Origin of the sequence: Serratia sp. L9 (genome assembly GCF_050632285.1) — a bacterium.
Classification (GTDB): Bacteria; Pseudomonadota; Gammaproteobacteria; order Enterobacterales; family Enterobacteriaceae; genus Chania.
Window position 1 is genome coordinate 5,590,131 of record NZ_CP192591.1, and the last position, 22,208, is coordinate 5,612,338.

At 49.7% G+C, this 22,208-nt stretch carries 16 protein-coding genes and 4 pseudogenes; 18 read left to right on the plus strand and 2 right to left on the minus strand.

Features of this window, described 5'->3' with window-relative positions:
• Nucleotides 1–437: 437 nt before the first annotated feature.
• The 5 genes from ACQ86O_RS26620 to ACQ86O_RS26640 all read left to right on the plus strand — a co-directional run bounded on the left by ACQ86O_RS26620 (nt 438) and on the right by ACQ86O_RS26640 (nt 4,829).
• A complete protein-coding gene (locus tag ACQ86O_RS26620) occupies nt 438–629 on the plus strand; it encodes a LuxR C-terminal-related transcriptional regulator (protein ID WP_431225837.1) in 192 nt (63 codons plus the stop codon).
• 123 nt (nt 630–752) lie between these two features.
• Nucleotides 753–1,271 (plus strand): fimbrial protein, encoded by a 519-nt coding sequence (locus ACQ86O_RS26625; protein WP_431223560.1) that lies wholly within the window; start codon nt 753–755, stop codon nt 1,269–1,271.
• A gap of 51 nt (nt 1,272–1,322) precedes the next feature.
• Nucleotides 1,323–2,006: a fimbrial biogenesis chaperone gene (locus ACQ86O_RS26630; protein WP_431223561.1), complete on the plus strand. Its 684-nt coding sequence runs from the start codon at nt 1,323–1,325 to the stop codon at nt 2,004–2,006.
• 6 nt (nt 2,007–2,012) lie between these two features.
• The gene (locus tag ACQ86O_RS26635) at nt 2,013–4,526 is read left to right on the plus strand and encodes a fimbria/pilus outer membrane usher protein (protein ID WP_431223562.1); all 2,514 of its coding nucleotides are present in this window, start codon (nt 2,013–2,015) and stop codon (nt 4,524–4,526) included.
• 162 nt (nt 4,527–4,688) lie between these two features.
• On the plus strand, nt 4,689–4,829 hold the full coding sequence (locus ACQ86O_RS26640; RefSeq protein WP_431223563.1) for a hypothetical protein: 141 nt from the start codon (nt 4,689–4,691) through the stop codon (nt 4,827–4,829).
• 203 nt (nt 4,830–5,032) lie between these two features.
• Here ACQ86O_RS26640 and ACQ86O_RS26645 read toward each other — a convergent pair whose 3' ends face one another.
• Nucleotides 5,033–5,608, minus strand: a complete 576-nt coding sequence (locus ACQ86O_RS26645) for a response regulator transcription factor (RefSeq protein WP_431223564.1) — start codon at nt 5,606–5,608, stop codon at nt 5,033–5,035.
• 107 nt (nt 5,609–5,715) lie between these two features.
• A complete protein-coding gene (locus ACQ86O_RS26650; RefSeq protein WP_431223565.1) occupies nt 5,716–5,973 on the minus strand; it encodes a hypothetical protein in 258 nt (85 codons plus the stop codon).
• Between the two features lie 576 nt (nt 5,974–6,549).
• On the opposite strand from ACQ86O_RS26650, the gene ACQ86O_RS26655 reads away from it, so the two are divergent.
• From ACQ86O_RS26655 to ACQ86O_RS26715, 13 genes and pseudogenes are all read left to right on the plus strand, one after another.
• Complete coding sequence (locus ACQ86O_RS26655; RefSeq protein ID WP_431223566.1) at nt 6,550–7,080, plus strand: fimbrial protein; 531 nt, start codon at nt 6,550–6,552, stop codon at nt 7,078–7,080.
• 134 nt (nt 7,081–7,214) lie between these two features.
• Complete coding sequence (locus tag ACQ86O_RS26660) at nt 7,215–9,833, plus strand: fimbria/pilus outer membrane usher protein (RefSeq protein ID WP_431223567.1); 2,619 nt, start codon at nt 7,215–7,217, stop codon at nt 9,831–9,833.
• Nucleotides 9,834–10,004: 171 nt separating this feature from the next.
• Entirely contained in the window at nt 10,005–10,742 is a 738-nt protein-coding gene (locus tag ACQ86O_RS26665) for a fimbrial biogenesis chaperone (protein ID WP_431223568.1), read from the plus strand.
• Between the two features lie 279 nt (nt 10,743–11,021).
• Nucleotides 11,022–11,873 carry a fimbrial protein gene (locus ACQ86O_RS26670; protein ID WP_431223569.1) on the plus strand — a complete coding sequence of 284 codons (852 nt, stop codon included), beginning with the start codon at nt 11,022–11,024 and terminating at the stop codon, nt 11,871–11,873.
• Nucleotides 11,874–12,166: 293 nt separating this feature from the next.
• On the plus strand, nt 12,167–12,514 hold the full coding sequence (locus tag ACQ86O_RS26675; protein ID WP_431223570.1) for an STAS domain-containing protein: 348 nt from the start codon (nt 12,167–12,169) through the stop codon (nt 12,512–12,514).
• An 18-nt stretch (nt 12,515–12,532) separates the two neighbouring features.
• Nucleotides 12,533–13,684, plus strand: a complete 1,152-nt coding sequence (locus tag ACQ86O_RS26680; RefSeq protein WP_431223571.1) for a sugar phosphate nucleotidyltransferase — start codon at nt 12,533–12,535, stop codon at nt 13,682–13,684.
• A gap of 213 nt (nt 13,685–13,897) precedes the next feature.
• A pseudogene (locus ACQ86O_RS26685) lies at nt 13,898–14,252 on the plus strand (YdiL family protein).
• A 213-nt stretch (nt 14,253–14,465) separates the two neighbouring features.
• Nucleotides 14,466–15,684, plus strand: a pseudogene (locus ACQ86O_RS26690) (MFS transporter).
• 378 nt (nt 15,685–16,062) lie between these two features.
• A pseudogene (locus tag ACQ86O_RS26695) lies at nt 16,063–17,297 on the plus strand (MFS transporter).
• A gap of 105 nt (nt 17,298–17,402) precedes the next feature.
• A complete protein-coding gene (gene ydiB / locus ACQ86O_RS26700; protein WP_431223572.1) occupies nt 17,403–18,281 on the plus strand; it encodes a quinate/shikimate dehydrogenase in 879 nt (292 codons plus the stop codon).
• Nucleotides 18,282–18,454: 173 nt separating this feature from the next.
• Nucleotides 18,455–19,212, plus strand: a pseudogene (aroD, locus tag ACQ86O_RS26705) (type I 3-dehydroquinate dehydratase).
• 223 nt (nt 19,213–19,435) lie between these two features.
• A complete protein-coding gene (locus ACQ86O_RS26710; RefSeq protein ID WP_431223573.1) occupies nt 19,436–21,031 on the plus strand; it encodes an acyl CoA:acetate/3-ketoacid CoA transferase in 1,596 nt (531 codons plus the stop codon).
• A gap of 13 nt (nt 21,032–21,044) precedes the next feature.
• Entirely contained in the window at nt 21,045–22,196 is a 1,152-nt protein-coding gene (locus ACQ86O_RS26715) for an acyl-CoA dehydrogenase (RefSeq protein ID WP_431223574.1), read from the plus strand.
• Nucleotides 22,197–22,208 lie beyond the last annotated feature (12 nt).

The following is a 22,208-nucleotide window of genomic DNA, read 5'->3' on the forward strand; positions in this document are numbered from 1 at the left end:
GCCAGCTTTTTTGATTTTATGTAAATTTGAAATAGGAAAGCACAGGCGGCAAAGACAATTTCTTAACCTAGAGGGAATGCCGACACAGGGAATTTTATGCATTCGTCAAAATCTGTTTTATCAGATAACTACTTCTTTGCGGTAGGAATTTGCGCATTGTTAACGCCGGAGTTAATCGATGAGTATTATTACATCATCGATATCGACTCGGTTGAACTTAGCAATATATATTTCAAGTTTGTTGAAAAAAACGCGTTATCGCCTTTATTTCCAACGATCTTGACTACTATGCATTGAAGAACATAGAAAACATTTCCTTTATAGATAAGAGAAGCAAACTGAACGAAATTCTCTCATTTATGATGACGAAGAACTCTCAATACCAATATCAGATTAAATTTCAGCTTTCAAATAGAGAGCAAGAAATTCTTAGCTATATGCAGGAGGGGATACCCACCCCTATCATTACGGAAAAAATGGGGGTACGAACAAAAACGTTCTACACCCACCGTAGGAATATCATGCTAAAGCTTGGAATAGAGAACCGAGTTTCTCTTTATCGCAAGATATTTAATAGAGAAAACAAAAGGCAAGAAGAAGATGATGTTCTGCAGGAGTCAACACTGTAAGTACTGGCTCAGGTAGAATATTAACAAGTGGAGAGGCGTAGATATTTAGAGCTAATCGCAGCACTGATATTGTAATTACCTCAACAATAACGTAGTAAACCTAACAACCCAATGGAAAATTTTATGAAAAAGATTGCAATTATTTCTGCGATTATGGCTCTGTCTGCAACTCAAACAGCGATGGCTGCTGACGGCGTTATTAACTTCACCGGTAATATTACCGATACTGCCTGCGTGGTTGATGTTTCTTCCGCAACGCAGACCGTTGACCTTGGAACAATCTCCGTAGGCGCATTCAGTGCTGGCAACGGCGCTACTGCTGCAGCCAAACGCTTTAATATCCTGTTGAATTCTTGCCCAGAGAGCGTATCAAGCGCGGCAGTGCGTTTTGATGGTAACACCGATACCAGCAACTCTTCGATCCTGGCGCTGAACTCCGGGGCTACGGCCAACAACGTGGGCGTGGCCATTTATGAGCAGGACAGCAATACCCTGATCCCACTGGGTGCGTCTTCCGCTTCGGTGGATCTGGAGTCTGATGCGACCAATACCCTGACCTACTTCGCCAAATATATGGCAACCGGGTCAGTCGGGCCAGGTACGGCGAATGCAACCGCTTCCTTTACCGTTGTTTATCAGTAATCAAGTTCGGGGCTATTCGCAGCCCCGTATCTTTCATATCAGGATTATTTAATGTTTAACCCTCTCTTTAAGAAACTGATTTTTGCAGGATTATTTATTTCTGGCAGTGCGATAAGTGGTGTCGAAATCGGTGGTACCCGGTTAATTTACGATAGTAAAAGCAGCCAGGCATCCATTAGTGTCAACAACCCTGACAGCAAACCTTATCTTGTTCAGTCATGGGTAAGTAAAAGCGATCAGCACGATGATAACGACAGCACTTTTATTACCACACCGCCGTTGTTTCGACTAGAACCTGGCACCCAAAACTCGGTACGCGTGGTGTTGAATGAAAAAGGTTTACCCAAGGATAGGGAATCGATTTACTGGCTGAACATTAAATCAATTCCAACATCATCACCGGATGCGAAAAATGATTTACTGATTGCCGTGAAAAGTAAAATGAAGCTTATTTATCGCCCTGCAGAATTAAAAGGCGATCCGTCATTAGCTTATCAGCAGTTACAGTTTTCCAGCAAGAACGGCAAGTTAATGGTTAAAAATCCGACTCCGTTCACCGTATCTCTTTTTGATGTGAAGATTAACGGCAAAGCGATTGAAAAACCGACCATGGTCCTCCCTTACCAAGATGTTCCTTTAGCCAACCCAGCTTCAGTAGGAAGCGAAATTATCTGGCGGGCCATTAACGATTTCGGAGGGATTACGAAAGAACATAAATCAAAAACTCAGGCTTAATAGAAGATGCATCAGGTTAACTCAGTAAGAAATTTATCGACAACGTTTAAGCTCAGTTCATTGGCAACAGTGATTGTTATTTTATTGAATCCCTCTTCATTGCGAGCTGAGGATTATTTCTCTCCGGATTTTATTGAGACTCGTGGCAGTGTGCCTCGTGAGATTGATATTTCCAGCTTCAGCCAATCTGGTGGCCAGGCACCAGGAACTTACCCTGTGGAAGTGTATCTGAACGGGACTCGCGTCGAAGAGCGTAAGATTCAATTTGTTGATAATGGAGGTCATTTACAACCTGAATTAACCAAGGGTGATTTTATTAAATGGGGCGTAATGGCCAGTGCCCAACCTGCCCTGATGGAAATGAAGGATAGCGATAAGATATTGGACTTGGCCGCCGTATTGCCAGACAGCCAGACGGTGTTTAAATTTGAAAGCCTGCGGCTGGAAATTTCTGTGCCACAAGAGTTTGTCCAGCGTACTGCGCGGGGCGCGGTCTCTCCCGAAGAATGGGATGATGGCCTGAACATGATGTTCCTGAATTACAATTTTTCCGGGGCCAGCGCCAAAGGGAATACCGGTGACACCACCAACAGCTTCCTGAACCTGCAAAGCGGCATCAACTTTGGGCCATGGCGTTTACGTAATAACTCGACCTACAGCAACAACGACAAGAGTAATGAGTGGAATACCATCAGTTCGTCGCTACAGCGCGATATCAAAACGCTGAGAAGCCAGCTGAGTATCGGCGATAGTTATACACCAGCCGCGATTTTTGACAGCTTTGGCTTTCGGGGTATGCAGCTTTGGTCCGACGAAGGTATGTTACCAGAGAGCCTGCGCGGTTTTGCCCCGGTGGTACGCGGCATAGCCCAAAGCAATGCGCAGGTCACGATCCGCCAGAGCGGCAACATTATTTGGCAATCCTATGTCCCGCCAGGGCCATTTGCCATCGACGATCTTTATCCTACCGCGTCCAGTGGCGATCTGACGGTCACGATCCGTGAAGCGGATGGCACAGAGCGGCAGTTTATACAGCCGTTTTCGGCGGTGCCAATCATGCAACGTGAGGGGCAGTTTAAATACTCGCTGGCGGCGGGCAAGTACCGTTCGTCGAACAGTAACGACAAAGAACCCAATTTTGTGCAAGCCACTGCCAGTTATGGTTTGCCATGGGCGAGCACGCTGTATGGCGGAGCAACCTATTCAGAGAATTATGTTTCCGGTGCGCTAGGTATCGGCAAAGGGCTGGGTAGCCTCGGTTCGTTGTCGTTCGATACCACTTGGGCACGTACGCAACTGCCAGGTAAAACGGACCAAGGGGTTTCCCTGCGCATGCAATATGCCAAAGACATCGCGTTGACGGATACCACTTTCACCTTGATGAGTTATCGCTATTCGACATCAGGTTTTCATGATTTTAAAGAAGCCAACGGCGACATCAATGAAAGTTATTTCCCCGACAAAGGGGAACCCGGCACCCTGGAAGACTGGCGTTATCTGCGCAACAAGCGCAGTAAAACGCAGATGAACGTCAACCAAAGACTGGGAGATTGGGGCAATCTCAACCTCTCGGCCTACCAGCAGGACTACTGGGGTGGTGATACCGAGCGCAGCATCAACCTGGGCTATAACACCAGCATTGACGGTATCAACTATGGGCTTAACTACAGCTATTCCCGATCCCCATGGTATAGCGAAAGCGATCAAGTGCTTTCATTGAGCGTACAGATACCGTTCGCACGCTTCCTGCCCAATAGTTGGTTAAATGTTTCTGCCAGCAGTACTAAGCAGGGCGACGCCACCTCGTCGGTAGGCTTGTCAGGTACGGCGTTGGCCGATAATAACCTGAGCTGGAACGTTCAACAGGGCTATAACAGCCGGGGCTCTGATGTCATGGGCAATGCTGCCGCCAATTACAAAGGTAAAAAAGGCGAATACCAGTTGGGCTACAGCTATTCGCGCGATAACCAGCAGGTTTCCGTCGGCGCGATGGGTGGCGTGGTAGTGCATCCTTATGGCGTGTCGTTGACGCAACCGCTGGGAGAAACCATGGCGCTGGTGAAGGCGGACAACGCCAGTGATGTCAAAGTACTGAACAACACCGGTATTTATACCAACGATAAAGGCTATGCCGTGGTGCCATCCGTCACCCCATATCGCAAGAATACCCTGACGCTGGATACCGCGTCGCTGGGGCAGAATACCGATATTTTAAATGACAGCCGCACGGTGGTGCCAACCAAAGGCGCACTTGTTCTGGCAGATTACCCAACGGTCACCGGCTACAAGCTGATGCTGCAATTGAAAAACGCGGCTATCCCGTTCGGCGCGACCGCGAGTCTGATGAATAAAGAGACTTCGGTGGAAGGGATCGTCAACGATCAATCGCGAGTATGGCTGAGCGGAGCACCGGCCAAGGGCGTGGTCAGTGTTCGTTGGGAAAATGGCAGTTGCCAGGCGGCGTATCAGATTGGCGATACGGCAGATCCGATCGCCAATATCACTGCGGTATGCAACTAGTTGGGAGAAAATTATACGTTCCATTTTTTAAGCTTGTTTCTGCTGCCGTTTGCCCTGTTTTCACAGGCAGCAAAACGTGGAATTGTGCAACCGACATGACTGTCACCACGCGACCGCTGGCTGATATCACTATTTCCCGTGATTGGCCGGTCGGTGCAGTGATTGAGCACCGGGATCGCCGGCAACCTGAGCGGCGCGGGAGGGGCCACCGATAATAAAACGGCGCAGGAGCCAGGCTTTGATACCGTTCAGGGGGAACGGTTGCAGCGCTGGCGCTGCCAAACAATGCCCTATTGCGATTAATACCAGAGCCAACGCGTAACTGTAGCGACCCTCATCCTGAAGGATGACTAGCCGATAGCGGGCGTTCCCTTAAAATACCCAGGACATTGAGTGGCTCGGGAACGTCAACAATCAGACTGGGGAAGTGTCACAAAAATGGCGGCTATGACCGGCGATACATTCAGCGGTGAAGGTACGGGAGGTTTCGTTGTCAATGCTTCACCTCACCGGTTCGGTGATGGAACAAGCCTTACACAGCTCTCCTTCCATTGACAACCCCCCTGTAGGAGCCAGTGATATAAATCATGGGTACGGCTGAACCCCAACTTGCGCATGGCGGTATACTTATGGCTGCTCACCGTCTTGCGGCTTATATTCAATTGCCTGGCTATTTGCATTGGGGATAATTCAACGGCTATCCCCTTTAGAACCTCCAACTCACGCCGGGTGATTGCCTGGGGGTGAGGTTGAGCAATAAGGCCCATACCTTCGCTAGAGCACATAAACAGTTTATCCAACTGATGTTCAATAGCCTTGGGTTGTTCTTTTAAGCTGATCTCTTGCTGCAGGTAGGCTTCTTCCCCTATATTTTTCCGTATAACGATGCTCCCGCACCTTTCCTGCCCGTGCCGCTGAGGTAACGAGGTTGTAACCACCAGATCGGCAAATTTTGTGTCATTAATTGACTTGAAAATAGTGGGAATACCTCTGGAATAAAAATATTGTTTTATAATAATTTTCATAGCCTGTAGAAAAAACAGGTTGCTGTCCCATAAAACAATAACGATGGGTTTTTTCATTTGGTAACTTTAACCTCGATATTTTCAAGCGTGCCATAAGGTTAAGCATCGCAGAAACCTGCAATAGGATTATTCTCACAACAAATATCAAAATATTAACAAGCAGGCTAAGATCCAATAATAAACCAGTGAAGACTATTACTTATCTGCCTAGATGAAACCCACGCTTTTTTATCCTTCACTAACTTCATCAAATAGCGCCGTGAATCATAAATGTTAATGTCGCAGAAATTAGCGATCTGACGAGTTGTAGGCCACTCTGCCTGAGGTGGCACGGTTGCACCAGAACAATTCGTGTTGCTCAACACCTGCAACGCAACCAGGACCCTTGCAAGATTATCCTGGCTATCTTGTTGAATAGTCATAATTTATCATCCTTGCTATTGCTATACATTCAGAATATTAGGCGAGGTGATGGTCAAAAAGCGATGTTGAAATCGACACTCACTTGGCTAAAGTTAAATATCTGGTATACCGACCTCACCGCATCTCAATCAAGTTAATATGTCCAAAATAATAATGCAAACGATCAATATGATCGGAAAATGATTAGCAAACAGAATAATCAACCAAAAAGCCAATGCTCATTATGTTAAAAAGTCGCGATATTGCGTTGAGAAGGTATACGGCGAGGTTTTATTGTGAAATTTGATTTAACCCTGGAAATAACTTTTAAAAAAAATTTTTAAAGCAATAATTTCACCTCGAAAAACACCAATAGAAAAATCTTAGTTTAAATTATAAACCACACTAAGAACATTCTCTTTTGTTGTTATATTCAAAAAACAAAAAACCTCTAGAAAGCAAAGCAACGAAGTGTTTTCATTAGATTTTTTAAAATGAGTGGTACGTGTTCAAGTTAAATCTATTTAAAAAGGAAAACACAACAAAGGGTTATGTTGTGTCAGTTTATCTTCTGTAAAAAAACAAGGAATATAGTCATGAAAGCAGTCTCTCTCAAAACCACGTTAGCTTCTCTGATCCTGGCTGGCCTCTCCGGCAACGCCCTGGCTTATGATGCGCAAATCAATATCACTGGCGAACTGACTGAAAGCACGTGTCTGATTAACGGTGACGCCAGCCCGGCTATCAAAAACGTAACGCTGCCAACCCTCTCCAAGTCTTCATTGACCGCTGCTGGCTCTTGGTCTGGCCGCGTTCCAGTCAATTTCCAACTGTCGGAATGTGATGCCGGGACCACCGGTGCCACCGCCACGTTTGAAAATGGCCCGAATATCAGCGCTGACGGCAATATGAAAAACCTGGCGATCACCAACCCGGCCAGCAACGTTGAAGTTCAGTTGCTGAATGCGACTGGCGGGGTGATTAACCTGGCAACAGACACTGTAACCACCCCTATTACTGCCGAAGCCGGCACTTTGCAGTTCTACGCACAATACTTCTCCAAAAATGGCAACGCGAACGCTGGCCAAGTCGCCTCACACGTTGAATTCTCCATTAATTACAACTAATTGAACCAGGGATACCTGTGTAACGGTATCCCCCTCCCTTTTTTGAGGGCATCAACTATCGGTGCCCTGAAAAAAACGGAATTTAGGTTTATGGGGCTCTTCCCCTGACCGCCATGGATTACAGGAGAAATACCATGTTCGCTGGCCTCTTCAGCATATCTCCCCGCCATCATCGTTGTGCTCCCTTTATGTTTAGTCTGTTGGCTATGGCCGTCAGTGCCTCAACCTATGCCTCAGAGAACGATGCCCCAGAACAGGCAGAGTTTGCTGCCGATTTTTTCCGTGGCCTTAGTGGCCAGGCCGCCGATCTCTCACGCTTCAGTAATGGGAATACCCTGACGCCCGGCCATTATCGTTTCGACGTCTACGTCAACGAGTTATGGATTGGCCGCCAGGAAATTGCAGTAACCCATACCGCCCCTGAAGCGCAGGTTAACTATTGCTTTACCTCCGAGCAGGTGCAGCAATGGGGGCTCAATGTCAATAAGCTCCCTGAAGCAACGCAGGCCCGGGAGGCATTGAAAAACGAAAAGTGCTTTGCGGTCGAGAAGTTTATCCCCGGGTTCCAGTCCAGCGCCAATACCGGCGAGCTGATGCTGAATATCACCTTGCCACAGGCTTTTATCAGTTCACGTCGTGGCGTAGTCGCCCCAGAATTGTGGGATCATGGCGTCACCGCCGGCTTTGTCGGCTACAACCTCAATACCTTCCGTAACCGGGCCCGGGATGCAAACTACTCCACCCAATATTTTGGGGGTTTTAACAGTGGGGTTAACCTGGGTAGCTGGCGGTTACGCCACAACAGCAGCTTTACCCGCACTGACGGCAACGGCAGCAATGGCTCTGGCCACTATGAGGCAATCAGCACCTATATCCAGCGCAATATCGCGCCACTACGGTCACAGCTTACCTTGGGGCAATATTTTACCCCTGGGGAGCAGTTTGACAGCGTGCCCTTCACCGGCGTGCAATTGGCCAGTGATACACGCATGAACCCAGATACCGAGAACAGTTTTGCCCCCGTGATACGCGGGATCGCCAACTCCAACGCCAAGGTCACCGTTCGCCAGGGCGATAATGTGATCTACCAGACCAGTGTCCCTCCTGGCCCGTTTGCCATCGACGATCTTCACAGCACCGGTTACTCCGGCGATCTGGTGGTGACCGTAACAGAAGCTGACGGCCAGACCAGAACCTTTATTGAGGCCTACGCTTCCGTTCCCCAACTGTTGCGGCCGGGCGTCTCGCGCTTCAACGTTACGGTCGGTCGCTACCGCGATAGCAACCTCAACAATAACCCAACATTTTTGCTGGGGACTTGGCAGCACGGGGTCTCCAACCTGGTGACCGGTTATACCGGCGGCATTATGGCCGAACAGTATCAGTCGCTTCTGGCTGGCGTGGCATTCAATACCCATTTGGGTGCCCTGGCTTTTGACATTACCCAGTCATGGGCTGCGGGCCTGGAAAGCAACACCAGCGGTATCGATGACCACATGCAGGGACAAAGTTACCGGGCTACCTACAGCAAAATGTTACCCCAGACGCGCACCAACTTTACCCTGGCAGCCTACCGGTTCTCGAGTGAGGGTTTCCTGAGCTTCGGCGACTTTGCCCAGGCACACAGTACCCAGTCTCCCCGCTTTAATCGGATGGACACCATCCCCGGTATACCCGCTGGGCGTTATGAGTCTGCCCGGCCACGCAACCGCTATCAGTTGAACGTCAACCAACCGCTGGCCCCAGGTTATGGCAATCTGTTCTTCAGCGGTTCGGCACAGAACTATTGGCATAACGGCGGGGGCACGACCACCACCTTCCAGGCAGGTTATGGCAACAGCTACCGCTGGGGCAGTTTCAATATCGGTATCAGCCGGACTATGGGGTCGGTGGGCCAGTCAGATACCCAATACCTGGCCAGCATCAGTATCCCCCTGGGCAATCAGACACGCGCCCCCATGCTGACAACGTCGCTAAATTACAGTGACAGCAAAAATACCACGGCCCAGACCACGTTGAGTGGCACCGCGGGGGATTACCATCAACTCAGTTACAGCGCCTATGGCAGCAACAACCGCGCCGACAGCCACAGTGCGAATTCGGTAGGCGGCAACGCACAATACAATTCCCCCTATGCCGTTATGAACGCCGGGGCCAGCAGTGGCAATAGCAGCCGGCAGTGGAACCTTGGCCTGAGCGGCAGTGTGGTCGCACACCCCGGTGGGATCAACCTGACTCAATATCAGGGTGAAACCATGGCGGTATTGCAGGCTAAAGGTGCAGAAGGCGCCGCCATCAGCGGCAATGTCGGCGCAGCAATCCAGAAGAACGGTTACGGGGTAGTCTCGGGGCTAATGCCTTACCGCCGGAACGAAATCGCTCTCGACCCAAAAGGCACCTCACAGAACGTTGAAATTCTGGGCAGTTCACAGCAGGTGGTTCCCAGCTATGGAGCCATCACTCTGCTGAAATACGAGACCGATACCGGCGTGCCGATGATGCTGCAGGCCACCCGATCCGATGGCAAACCGATCCCGGTAGGTGCCGAGGTGCTGGATGACAAGGGGCAGTATCTGGCGATGGTGGGCCAGGGCAATCTGATCTTTGTACGCGGGTTGGATCCCCAAGGGAGACTGGTGGTGAAGTGGGGAGCGGAGAAGGATCAACGCTGTACGCTGCTTTATCACCTTCCCGTCGACACGGCCAAGTTGCAGGGTTACCCGAAGGTGGCAGCGCAATGCGTGATGCCATAATCCCAAATGCCCGGTTTTACCCGGCACCTTGAGCAATGAAATACGTTCCAGGCAGGGTTGAGCCAACGCCCCCTGCGCCGGGGATGCCCAATTTTCTTATCTTTAACCCAACTTAACCGAGGGGATTGACAGCAATGACACTCCTCTATGCCTATTTGAGAGCACACAACCATGAACAAATCACGCACCATTACCCTTCTTGTCGCCTTGTTAGGTACCTGGATATTTCAGGCGAACGCCAACGTGGTGATCACGGGAACGCGGCTGGTTTATCCCGCCAATGAGCGGGAGATCACCGTCAAAACCACTAACATGGGCAAAGAACCTTCGCTGGTGCAGGTCTGGGTCGATCGCGGCAATGCCAAAACCCGCGCCGATGATGCCAACGCGCCTTTCCTGTTGACGCCCCCACTCGTGCGTATTGAGCCGAGCAAGGGTCAGGCCTTCCGCGTGGTCTTTACGGGTGAAGCGCTCCCTAAAGACCGGGAATCGCTGTTCTGGTTTAACCTGCTGGATGTTCCCCCTTTGCCAAAAGACGCCGATGCCAACGTGATGCAAGTGGCCTACCGTTCGCGCATCAAGTTGTTCTATCGGCCCGAGGGGTTGGTTGGCGACCCGATCAAAGCGGCAGAATCTCTTTCCTGGTCAAGAGGAACTCCCGTCAAAGGCCGTATCACGCTGAAAGTGCAAAATAACAGCCCTTACAACGTCTCTCTGGCCACGGTTGCACTGAAAAGTGGCAACGCCCGCCTCAAAGCGGACGATGTCGCCACTCTGGCACCGTTCAGCACACAAGATATCCACTTGAAAGGGGCTGCCACGCTGCCAGCAGGACCAGCCAGCGTGAATTATACCTGGGTTAATGATTACGGTGCCGCCGTTGAGCAAACCACCCCGTTGACACTCTGACAAATCTGCCTTGCGGCCCAGGCCTGCGGGGAACCAAACTCGAATGAGACCAGGAAGAAATGATGAAAAATAAAATGGTAAAGAAGAAACTCTCACGCCTTTGGCTGAACACGCTGTTGCTGTGCTCCGGGGCGCTGGCAATAGTGGGCGATTCGCGGGCAGATGGGTATATCTGTGATCCTACCCCCCAATTTCCATCACAATTCCTCCGATGGTTTTTGATGGCGGTTCTGATGGCCCTACCGTCGGCCAACCTATCGGTAGTGGCTGGGGGGCAGCATGGTCAGTCCTAATTTTATAACCGGGGATAGCACCTGCCTTATTATCAATGGTATTGCATTACTGACGATAAGTGGGGCAACTCCTGTCTCGACCTATACTGAGGGAGGGGTCACCTATTCGGTATTTTCCACCAGCGTGCCAGGTATTGGTATTATCATCGGCATAAAAGCGATGTCGGCGACACACTATACCCCGGTGACCTCAGTCGCTATCTTCCCGGCAAACCCCGTCCCTTCCCGGGGCATGGGGATAGCCATTCAGACCAAGTTTATCGTTACTGGACGATTGACCTCTGGTGTTTATCACATCGCTGAACAGCCTTTGCTTCGCGTCTATGCAAATGGATCAAGTATGCCAACCGATGCCAGCGAGCTGATACTCAAGGCCACTACGATAACCATTACCGCCAAAACCTGTCAGATGAGCGGTGCCACAACTCGGAATGTACCGCTGTCACCTGTCGGCAAAAACCAGTTCTCTGGCGTTGGTTCCTCAGCAGGCCCCGGATACAATTTCTCACTGACGACCATCTGCGATAGCGGTGTCAAGCTGCATGCCACAATGACTGATGGCACAAATCCTGCCAATACCGGTAACATTCTCACGATGGGCAGTGGCGCTACGGCTTCTGGCGTAGGTGTACAGATACTGCGCAACGATACACCGATCTCTTTCGGCCCTGATTCCTCTGCGCCGGGCAACACTAATCAGTGGTACATCGGAACCGCAGGCAGTATGGATAATGAACCCTTCACCATCCCGCTAAAGGCCCGATACCTACAAACGGAGCCAACCCTGGTGGCGGGCAGTGTGAAAGCGAGAGCCACTGTCACATTTTCTTATCAGTGACAGTGTAAAGGTAAGATCAGAGCCAATTGGGATAATAACCAATCGAATTTTTTAGGTTATTTCCCTCAGTAATAAGCAGAATTTTTGGCACTGTACGTTGTTAAGGATAAAAAATTAAAGACGGAGATTATTGGATGACATATCGAGGCTGCCAGGTACAACGTCAGTAACCCTCTAAAAACAGCCTCTCCTTCCCGCCGCCCCTCCAAATTGAAAGGCCAAAACTCTGTGCTACGCTTAAAACCGTTATTGATTGCCAAAGGCATCATGTTTTTCGGCGTAAGGAAAAAACAATGAATTTTGAAACCCAGACAGTTGGCAACGTGTTGGTCATCACTCCCCTGGACAGACGGCTAGATGCTTCGGTCTCTTCTCAATTCAAAGAAGATTTGCAGACCATGATTTCGCAGGGTGCGCACAAGATTTTATTGGACTTTAGCCAGGTAGACTTTATTGATAGCAGCGGCTTAGGTGCCCTGGTCTCTCTGTTGAAATCCCTCAATGGGAAAGGTGAATTGGCGCTTTGTTCACTGAACAGCAATATCCACGGCATGTTCAAGCTAACCCGAATGGATAAAATATTTACCATCGGCGCAGATCAAAGCAGCACATTACAACAAATGTCCTCAGTAGGACCTTGATCACAAGGAATATCCATTATGAAAGCCATGATCCTTGCTGCAGGAAAAGGAACCAGAGCCAGGCCCCTTACCACCATACTGCCAAAACCGATGATCCCCTTAATCCGTAAACCCATTATGGAGTCGATTGTCGAACATTTAAGAAATTATGGATTCAACCAATTAATGGTTAATACCAGCTATCTGTCCGGGGATATAGAGAATTATTTCCGCGACGGCCATGCCTGGGGAGTCGAAATGGGCTACTCCTATGAAGGGGTGATGGAGGGTAATACCTTCGTCGATAATGTGCTCGGTTCTGCCGGCGGCATGAAGCATATCCAGAATTTCTCGGGCTTCTTTGATGACACCTTTGTCGTGGTGTGTGGTGATGCATTAATTGATGTGGACTTCGACCAGGTGTTGGCTTTCCACCGCGCAAGGAAAAGCGTCGCTACCCTGATTATGCGCCCGGTTCCCAACGATCAGGTCAGCAAGTATGGGATTGTGGTCACCGATGATCAAGGGCGGGTCAGCAAGTTCCAGGAAAAACCCAAAGCAGAAGACGCCCTGTCAAACGATGCCAATACCGGGATCTATGTCTTTGAGCCAGAGATTTTCGATTATATTCCCGACGGCGTTGAATACGATATTGGCAGCCAGTTATTCCCTAAGCTTGCCGAACTGGGCGTTCCTTTCTACGGCATCGCCTTGCCATTCCAGTGGGTCGATATTGGCTCATTGCAGGATTTCTGGCAGGTTAACCGTATGATCCTCAATCAGGAATTGCCTGATTACCCAATGCCGGGGATCCAGGTTGCACCACAAATCTGGTGTGGCCTGAATGTCAAAGCTGATTTTGCCAACCTGGATATTGAAGGGCCGGTCTATATCGGCAGCAGTAGCGAAATACAGCCCGGCGTGACCATCCGGGGGCCAGCGATGATTGGCGCAGGTTGCGTATTGGAGCAAGGAGCGGTGATCGATCAAAGCTTTATTGCCGATTATACCCGGGTGGGCGGTATTGCCAGCTTGTACCAACAGATGATTTTTGCCGGTAAGGTCATTTCTCCTGACGGTACTGCGATCGATCTGTCTGAAGCCGGCCTGAATTGGCTGATTGATGATAAGCGGCGCACCGACATTATTACCGCGGAAAAATCCTTGTTTAATGAGTTCCTGCCCAAATAGTTAAATTGCATGCCCAAAGCCCGCCTGACAACAAACAGGCGGGCTAGCTCCAGATACATTTACAATTACGCCCCTCAAAACACCAAAACGCGGCAATATATTCACACGCCGCTAACAAATAATATTGCACAAGATCTTGTGACAATGTTCAAGACGAAAAATACTCAATAATGGTATTTATTCTTCATGGTTTTCTACGTTGGGCTGCTAATTATGAATCATTTAGAACTGCAGGCACTGCGTCAGCTTTTTTATGACCGTCGAAGAAAGTGCGAATTTTATATCGCATGATGGCAATGTTGCAGTATGGCATCAATGGGAAAGTGGTGAGCGCGAAATACCGGCCACTATTGTTGCCACCTTCACGCAAATGATTGGCAAAAGAAAAGCGCATATCAACGCGATCATCGACAAAATCAACAATCGTATCGGGAATAATACTATGCGATTTTTTCCTGATTATGCGTCCTATCTGGCAATCTACAACCAGGGCGACTATCTGGAATGGAAAGTTTATCAGTCCGTCGCTGCGGAGCTTTATGCTTATGATCTGGAAAGATTATGTTAAGTAACTGATGAGGCTGACCAGTAACACCACGGCAGGGAAAGCAAGCGGTCTGCCTGCAACATCGACAACGCGGTCGCGTTTTCAATCCCCCTGCTGGCACGTTTAATTAACTACCACTCTCGACAACAGGCGAACACCTGTCAGGATCTCGCGCTCAGTAGGGTTTCTCTGCGCGAATTATCGATTACCGCGCGAATGACTGAGCAACAAAACATGGAAAACAAGTATGTACCCACAGCCCTGGGGTTGTATCTCAATTATCTGGTACACGGCATGGGGGTTATATTAATAAGTCTTAATATGCCTTATCTCGCGGAACAATGGCATACGGATGCCGCCGGGGTTTCGATTGTTATCTCTTCATTGGGGATTGGCAGGCTCAGCGTATTGTTATTAACCGGTATATTATCCGACCGCTTTGGTCGCAGGCCTTTTATTTTCCTGGGGATAGCTTGCTATTTGGGATTCTTTCTCGGCATCCTCTTTACCCACAGCATTATTATCGCTTATGTATTTGGCTTTTTAGCGGGTATTGCCAACAGCTTTCTTGATTCCGGCACTTATCCAACGCTTATGGAGGCGTTCCCCAAATCCCCTGGCACAGCCAATATCCTCATCAAAGCCTTTGTCTCTGGCGGCCAGTTTATGTTGCCGATGGTGATAAGCCTGCTGGTCTGGGCTGAATTATGGTTTGGCTGGTCGTTCCTGATCGCCGCAGGCATTATGTTGCTCAATGGCCTGTTTCTGTTGCGCTGCCCATTTCCGCCACTTCCCGAGTGGCGCGTGGCCACGAAGCGCCCAGACAGGCCAAGCCCCACTCCGGATAACAATCCGCGTTGTTCCATCGTCGATCTCGCCAGCTATACCTTATATGGCTATATTTCTATGGCCACCTTTTACCTGATCAGCCAGTGGTTGGCGCAGTACGGCCAGTTTGTGGCAGGTATGACATATACAATGTCGATCAAGCTGTTAAGCATTTATACCACAGGCTCATTGATGTGCGTTTTCATCACCGCTGCGCTGGTAAAAAAAGCATAAAATCAACAACTTTCCTGATGCTGTATACCTTTATCTCCTTTATTACCCTGCTCACCGTTTGCCTGTATCCCAATATGTACGTGGTGATTATCTTCGCTTTTGTCATCGGTTTCTCTGCCGCAGGGGGGTCATGCAGTTGGGATTGACACTGATGGCGACCCGCCTTCCCCACGCGAAAGGAAAGGCCACGGGCATTTTTTATAGCGCAGGGAGCCTGGCGACCTTCACTATTCCTTTAATTACCGCCAGGATTTCCGAGACCAGTATTGCCAATATTATGTGGTTCGATACCGGCATCGCAGCCTGCGGTTTTCTACTCGCACTTTTTATTGGTTATCGCAGCCATAAACAAACCGGCAACACCCTAAAGGTGGCCCAGGTCGTCAGTTGATCCCCTCCGGCAATATTATTATGGTGTCGTGCAAAATAAGACACCATTTCGCCTGCGCTCAGAGACTGGGTTAAGTAAATGACTTGTTAATTACCACCGCCTTAGGTTGGCAACCCCGCGCTACCTGCCTCGGGGATAAGAAATCAGGGTGAAATACCAGTACAACTCAACAACATATTAAGGAACTGTCGCGGCGGTTTTTCCTGCAACAAAATTAAAAACTAAAACGGCATATTACGTTCTTTTCACCCTGGGCTCTCCCTATACTCGTGATAGTTAACATTACAGGTGTAATTATTTACCGCAATCAGGCTATCAAAACAAAAATATCCTCAGGATCCAGATAACGTAAAAAATTAGCGACAAGCGGAGAACAGTATGAGCCAAAGCAAGGCCTTCAAAGCGCCATTTATATTAGCGGTCATCAGCATCTATTTGAGTTATTTTCTACACGGCGCTAGCGTCATTACCCTGGCGCAAAATATGACACCACTGGCGGAAAAATTCGGCACTGATAATGCCGGTATTGCCTACCTCATATCCGGCATCGGTCTAGGCCGATTAGTCAGTATCCTGTTCTTTGGCGTCATATCCGACAAATTTGGCCGGCGTACTGCCATTCTGATCGGTGTCGCTCTGTATATTCTGTTTTTCTTCGGCATTCCCGCCAGCCCCAATCTGATCGTCGCTTTCGGCTTGGCCGTTTGCGTGGGCGTTGCCAACGCCGCGCTGGATACCGGCGGCTACCCAGCGCTGATGGAGTGTTACCCAAAACCTCCGGTTCAGCAGTCATTCTGGTTAAAGCTATGGTCTCCTTCGGCCAGATGTTCTATCCGATGCTGGTCAGCTATCTGCTGGTCAGCCAAATCTGGTACGGCTACGCCATGATAATCCCGGGCATTCTCTTTGTGCTGATCACCTTGCTGCTGCTCAGAAGCAAGTTCCCCAGCCAACTGGTGGATGCAGCCGTTGCCAAAGAATTACCACAAATGAACAGCAAGCCTCTGGCATGGCTGGAAGGCGTATCCTCGGTGATATTCGGCGTGGCGGCCTTCTCTACCTTCTATGTGATTGTCGTCTGGATGCCCAAATACGCCATGGCATTTGCCGGTATGGCAGAGGCCGATGCGCTGAAAACCATCTCCTGGTATAGCCTGGGCTCACTGCTGTGCGTCTTTATCTTCGCCCTGCTGTTAAAAAGCACCGTTCGCCCGGTCTGGGCCAACGTCTTTAACGCCGGGGTAGCCGTCATAGCGGCATCGATCATTTATCTTTACCCGTCACCGCTGGTCTGTAACGTGGGGGCATTTGCGATTGGTTTTTCTGCCGCCGGTGGGATATTGCAGCTTGGCGTATCCGTCATGTCGGAGTTTTTCCCTAAAAGCAAAGCCAAGGTCACTAGCGTATATATGATGATGGGCGGCCTGGCCAACTTTCTTATTCCCTTAATTACCGGATATTTATCCAACATCGGTTTGCAATACATTATTTTACTGGACATTGCTTTTGCCCTGTTGGCATTCGTTACCGCCATTATTGTCTTTATCCGCTATTACAGAGTCTTCAAAGTTCCTCATAGCGACTTACGGCTTGGCGAACGTTTTTTCCAGTAACTCACAATTGCACCAAAGAAACACATTTTGCGCTGGGCAGGGTGAGGATTATTTCCCACCTCACTATGCCCTGCCTGAACGAACAACATAAAACAGGAGTTTATAATGGAAGTTACTGCAAAATATGAGCTTATCGGGCTGATGGCATATCCAATCCGGCACAGTTTATCGCCAGAAATGCAAAATAAAGCGTTGGACAAGGTTGGGCTTCCTTTTACCTATATGGCTTTTGAGGTCGATAACAGCACCTTTGGCAATGCCATTGAGGGGCTCAAGGCGTTAAAAATGCGCGGAACGGGCGTCTCCATGCCGAATAAACAGTTCGCCTGCAAATATGTTGATGAGTTAACACCAGCGGCTAAATTGGTGGGTGCCATCAATACTATTGTGAATGACGACGGCTACCTGCGCGGCTATAACACCGACGGCACCGGGCATATTCGGGCCATAAAAGAAAGCGGGTTTGATATCAAAGGTAAAACCATGGTGCTGGTCGGTGCCGGTGGGGCCTCTACCGCGATCGGTGCGCAAGCCGCGATTGAAGGCATTAAAGAGATCAAGTTGTTCAATCGCCGCGACGAGTTCTACAACGAAGGCGTGGCCTTTGCCAAACGCGTCAACGACAACACCGACTGCAAGGTGACCATGACCGATCTGGCGGACCAGGAAGCCTTTGCTAATGCCATCGCCACTGCCGATATCCTGACCAACGGCACCAAAGTCGGTATGAAGCCACTTGAGAATGAATCCATTGTCAGCGACATTGCCATGCTGCGCCCGGAACTGCTGGTGACCGAGTGTGTTTATAACCCGCATATGACCAAGTTGCTGCAAATGGCTCAACAGGCTGGCTGCAAAACGATCGATGGTTACGGTATGTTGTTATGGCAAGGTGCTGAACAGTTCAAACTTTGGACTGGAGAGGATTTCCCGCTGGAATACATTAAGCAGGCCATGGGGTTCGAGGCGCAACATTCCCGTTAGGGTGACAGGGCGGTATATCTGCGGTAAACACGCATAGACATGTCATACTTCAAGCTGCATTTTTGTTGACTGCCCTTACTCACCCGTATCGCTTACCCCGGTAAGCGCAGCGGGATTCGAGCGGTTGCCGCCTCAATGCAACTCGAATTATTCAGGATATACAAAGGGTAAAAATGAAAACCGTAACCGTGAAAAACCAAGTGTTCGGCGAAGGTGCGCCAAAAATCATTGTCTCTTTGATGGGGAAAGATATCCCTGGTGTGGTGGCTGAAGCGCAGGACTATCGTCACGCTGATTTCGATATTCTGGAATGGCGCGCAGATCATTTCACCGACGTCAAATCGCTCCCAAGCGTTATCGAAGCCGTGCGTCAGATAAAAGCCATTATTGATGACAAACCGTTGCTGTTCACCTTCCGTAGTGCTCAGGAAGGGGGTGAGCAAGCCTTGCCGCCAGAGGCTTATATCACCCTCAATTTGGCGATGGTAGACAGTGGCCTGGTCGATATGATCGATCTGGAACTGTTTACCGGCGATGCTTTGGTAAAAGATGTTGTGGCACACGCCCATGCAAACAATGTCAAAGTCATCATGTCCAATCATGATTTCACTAAAACCCCCCTAAAGAGGAAATAATCAACCGCCTTTGCAAAATGCAGGAACTGGGCGCTGATATTCCGAAAATCGCGCTGATGCCGCAAAGTAAAGAAGACGTATTGACCCTGCTGGCGGCTACGCTGGACATGCACGAGAAGCATGCCGATCGGCCCATCATTACCATGTCCATGTCTAAATCCGGCATTATTTCCCGTTTAGCTGGCGAAGTTTTTGGTTCTGCGGCCACCTTTGGTGCGGTAAAGAAAGCTTCCGCCCCTGGGCAGATCTCTGTGACGGATTTACGCTCGGTATTAACGGTACTGCATCAATCCTGATAGCGTGATGAATTAATCTCTGGCGGGAATAGCTCTATTCCCGCTTAGAAATTTAAATAAATAACAGCGCGGCCGGTTTTATACCTGATTAATTTCACGTTGCCGCTGGGCACTCGGCTTGAAAGACGACAGGTATATGCTGTTTATCAGCGGCATCCGCACGCCTGCGTATTCGCCTCAGTGTTAAAGAAAACACATTAATCGGTCGTCAACAGGAGTTATTATGAGTCTGGAAAAACCGAAGAGAATAAATGGTCGAGTCCCGGTATTATCGGCCCAGGAAGCCGTGAATTATATTCCTGATGAGGCCACCTTATGCGTATTAGGTGCCGGTGGCGGTATTCTGGAAGCCACCACCTTAATTACGGCCCTGGCTGAGAAATATAAAACCACACAGACACCACGTAACCTGTCATTGATAAGCCCTACCGGGCTTGGCGACCGGGCGGATCGCGGCATCAGCCCACTGGCTCAGGAAGGGTTGGTGAAATGGGCGCTATGTGGGCATTGGGGGCAATCTCCACGCATTTCCGACCTGGCTGAACAGAACAAGATTGAGGCTTATAACTATCCTCAGGGCGTGTTAACCCAGGCAATCCGAGCCTCGGCAGCGCATCAGCCGGGGATTTTAAGTGAGATCGGCATCGGTACCTTTGTCGATCCCCGCCAGCAGGGCGGCAAACTTAACGAAGTGACCAAAGAAGATCTGATCAAGCTGGTCGAAATCGATAACAAAGAATATCTCTACTACAAAGCTATTGCCCCCAATGTGGCATTTATCCGTGCCACCACCTGCGATAGCGAAGGTTATGCCTCCTTTGAAGATGAGGTGATGTACCTGGATGCGCTGGTGATTGCCCAGGCGGTTCACAACAACGGCGGCCTGGTAATAATGCAAGTGCAAAAGATGGTCAGGAAGGCGACGCTGCACCCCAAATCGGTACGCATCCCTGGCTACCTGATCGATATCGTCGTGGTCGATGGCCAACAGACTCAACTGTATGGCGGAGCCCCGGTTAATCGCTTTATCTCCGGCGACTTCATTCTGGATGACAGCACCAAAATCGCCCTTCCCCTTAACCAGCGCAAACTGGTAGCAAGGCGCGCACTGTTTGAGATGCGCAAAGGCGCGGTGGGTAACGTTGGTGTAGGCATTGCGGACGGTATCGGCCTGGTCGCCCGTGAAGAGGGCTGCGCAGATGATTTTGTACTAACCGTCGAAACCGGCCCGATTGGCGGCATTACGTCGCAGGGCGTCGCATTTGGCGCCAACGTCAATACCCGCGCCATCCTGGATATGACCTCCCAATTCGATTTTTACCACGGTGGCGGGCTGGATGTCTGTTACCTGAGCTTTGCCGAGGTTGATCAGCATGGCAACGTCGGGGTACACAAATTCAATGGAAAAATCATGGGGACCGGTGGCTTTATCGATATTAGCGCCACGTCGAAAAAGATTATTTTCTGCGGCACGCTGACCGCTGGCAGTTTAAAAACCGAAGTTGCAGACGGCAAACTGAGTATCGTTCAGGAAGGACGCGTCAATAAATTTATTAAGGAATTACCGGAAATCACCTTTAGCGGGAAAATTGCGCTCGAGCGGGGATTAGATGTTCGTTACATCACCGAACGTGCGGTATTTACATTGAAAGAAGACGGCCTTCACCTGATTGAAATTGCCCCCGGTGTCGACCTGGAAAAAGACATTCTGGCAAAGATGGATTTCACACCGGTTATTTCTCCGCAGCTGAAACTGATGGATGAAAGAATGTTTATCGACGACGTGATGGGCTTCGTTTTACCTGAAGCGGTTTATTAAAAGGAGTAAAGCTATGGACTTTTCTTTAACTGAAGAGCAGGAACTGTTGCTTGCCAGTATTCGGGAACTGATCACCAACAACTTTTCGGAGGAATATTTCCGCACCTGCGATCAGACCTCAACCTATCCAACCGAGTTTATGCGTGCACTCGCCGATAGCGGTATTTCGCTGTTAGGCGTACCGGAAGAGTACGGCGGTATTCCGGCAGATTATGTCACCCAAATGCTGGCGCTGATGGAAGTCTCCAAATGTGGCGCACCGGCGTTCCTGATCACCAACGGGCAGTGTATCCACAGCATGCGTCGCTTTGGTACTGCCGAACAGTTGCGCAAAACGGCAGAAAGCACGCTGGCCACCGGCGATCCGGCTTATGCACTGGCGTTGACCGAACCTGGTGCTGGCTCGGACAATAGCGCCGCCACCACCAGCTACACGCGCAAGAATGGCAAAGTCTATCTGAACGGGCAGAAAACCTTTATCACCGGGGCCAAGGAATACCCGTATATGCTGGTGCTGGCGCGGGATCCGGAGCCAAAGGATCCTAAAAAAGCCTTTACGCTGTGGTGGATGGAATCCAACAAGCCGGGGATCAAAGTCAATCCACTGCATAAGATTGGCTGGCACATGCTGAGTACCTGCGAAGTTTACCTGGATAACGTTGAGGTGGACGAAAGCGATATGGTGGGTGAAGAAGGTATGGGGTTCCTCAATGTGATGTACAACTTTGAGATGGAACGCCTGATCAACGCCGCACGCAGCGCCGGATTTGCCGAATGCGCCTTTGAAGATGCCGCCCGTTACGCCAACCAGCGCATCGCTTTCGGTAAACCGATCGGCCATAACCAGATGATCCAGGAAAAACTGGCGCTGATGGCGATCAAAATCGAAAACATGCGCAATATGGTGATGAAAGTGGCCTGGCAGGCCGATCAGAAGCAGTCGCTACGCACCAGTGCCGCCCTGTGTAAACTCCACTGCGCTCGCACAGCGATGGAAGTCATCGATGATGCTATCCAGATCATGGGTGGATTAGGCTATACGGATGATGCCCGTGTTTCCCGGTTCTGGCGCGACGTTCGCTGCGAAAGGATTGGCGGTGGGACCGATGAAATCATGATTTATATTGCAGGCCGGCAGATCCTTAAAGATTATCAGAACCAATAAACGCGCAATAAT